Below are 2,295 nucleotides of genomic sequence, written 5' to 3'. Positions count from 1 at the left end.
TTTCACAAATCAAAGAAAAAATTCTCCAAACTTCTTTTGAGCTTACCATCTTTGATTTATATTCCGTTATCAGAAAATTTACGCCCTTTACTTCCTCTGGAAATATTTATATTTTTTTTCATGAAATGTTTTTAAGCCCCAAGGATGAGGCAGCCGAAGGCGATAAAAAAAATCAAAAAGCGACGGATAAATATCCTCTTTTTCTTATAGAGGTTGAAATTGATGAATTAGCCGATAAATTAATACTGAAAACCAATCGCGATATCGTCATTATCAATACCCCGGCCATTAACTCATTCGAATTTGAAAATATCTTAACGACACCCCGTGCAGCCAGATTTACAAATGCCCGTTATTATTTGGGAAGCGTAGAAAAGCACCTGCAAAATACTTACAGTATATTTGATGAGTTTTTATTAGAACCAGGGTTTAGTCCATTGACTTTGGAAAATAAACCCACGATCCATTATCGCATTGGCTTACAATTGGTACAAAAAGAAAACAGGAAATTATTAGATTATTCGGAACTAATTACCCATATTGAAGCAGGAAAAGGAGATAAATTTATTAAATTAATAAAAGATTATATTTCGGGAAATGTGAAAAATACTACCGATGAAGTGGATGTCGAATATAATACTCGTTATCCCAAAAAATCCGTAAATAATCTAATATCCACTATTCCTATTTCATTAAATAAATCCCAAAAAAGAATTCTAACTGCTTTAGAAAATGAGAGAAACAAAATAATTGTAGTAGATGGCCCTCCCGGAACCGGGAAATCTTATACTATTATGGCCATTAGTTATTGGGCTACTCAAAAGAATAAATCAATTATAGTTACTTCTCATAAAAAAGCAGCACTTGATGTAGTTGAAAATATGATGACCGATAGATTTAAAGAGCTACATCCTGATTGCAAACCCTCAATGATGAGAATTTCTAAAGATGATATTAGTATTAATAATTATCAATATACACTTTCTGATCCAGTTATTTCTGCCTCCAGTAATAGGGTTAATGGTTATAATGAAGAAGCAATAAATAAAGATCAGAATTACTGGTATAGAGAAATTGAAAAGCAGAATCACAATTTTTGGAGTAATGCCGAAAATTATCCAGAATATATTTCGAAATTACTGGAATTAGAAAAAATAGAAAAAGAATTGAAAGAAAATTCCATAATACCAGATAACTGGTATCTCTTTAAATTTAAAGAAAACGAAGATATTAATTTAGGGCTTATTCAAAAAACGGCAGAAAAGATAAAGCTTCTTAAACTAAGCGATTTAAGCTTAGAGCAATTAGATTTTCTCTATCAGAATGCTAATCTAATTCCCGAATGGATTATTGCCTGTCAAAACATAAATAACCTATCCGTAAAAGAAGAGGATGTAGATAAATTAAAAAATAACGATTTTGAGAACCTAGACCAATTTTACAATTTGTTTTCCAAAACTGCTATTCATTTAAAGTCTGATTCCCTAATTTTTGCTGCCATAGATAATTTAAAATATAAATCAATTTTTGCAAAACATAAAATGAAAAATAATCAGCAATTCAAAGAAGATATCAAATCTTTAGGGAATTTGGAGTACGACCATCTATTAATCAATATTTCTAGTTTATTTTCAAAAGACAAATCTACTCTAACTGTTGCCGAAATTAAATCAGGGATTTCCAAACTAAAAGATATTAATATTTATAATAATAATCTTGATTTATTATTAACGGTTTTTAATAATCTAAATCTTAACGAAAGTAATATCAAGCAACTTTTTTATTTATTAAACAAAATTAAAGACCTGCTCGATTATATAGACCTCATCACCCTTTCATCCCTATATCATTTAAAAAATTATTTTAACCCGATCCTTGAGCAAATAGGGGTAGATTTTAATCATTTATTAAGCTTAGCCGAATTATTCTCCTCCCAAGAAAAATCTTCGCAGATATTAAAATACATTCAATTATTTATAGAGTTAAATCAAAAAACCATCTCTAATCTACCTGATCGGGGGAATATCAATGAATATTTCCAAGCATCCCAAAAGCAATTGGAAAATATCAACGATAAGAGAATAAAAAATCTTAATCATTACACCAATGAAAAACAGAAAATTATAGTTAGCATGAAAGCAGGTAAAAGATTAACGCTTAAAGAAGCAAAAATTTTATTGGAGAATATACCTTGCATCATCGCCGAACCTGACCTTATTTCCAGATATTTTCCCATGGAAGAGGATTCTATTGATTTATTAGTCATTGACGAAGCCTCTCAGGTCTCTATCGCCG

1 protein-coding gene is annotated in these 2,295 nt (G+C 30.0%); it reads left to right on the top strand.

Going from position 1 to position 2,295, the window contains the following annotated elements; translation table 11 throughout:
* On the top strand, positions 1–2,295 hold a 2,295-nt coding region (locus KKC53_06130), incomplete at both ends, for an AAA family ATPase (protein ID MBU2598728.1).

The organism is Actinomycetota bacterium (genome assembly GCA_018830725.1).
Taxonomy (GTDB): domain Bacteria; phylum Actinomycetota; class Humimicrobiia; order JAHJRV01; family JAHJRV01; genus JAHJRV01.
The sequence above is the reverse complement of the archived record's forward strand: the minus strand, read 5'-3'. Positions and strand labels throughout refer to the sequence as shown.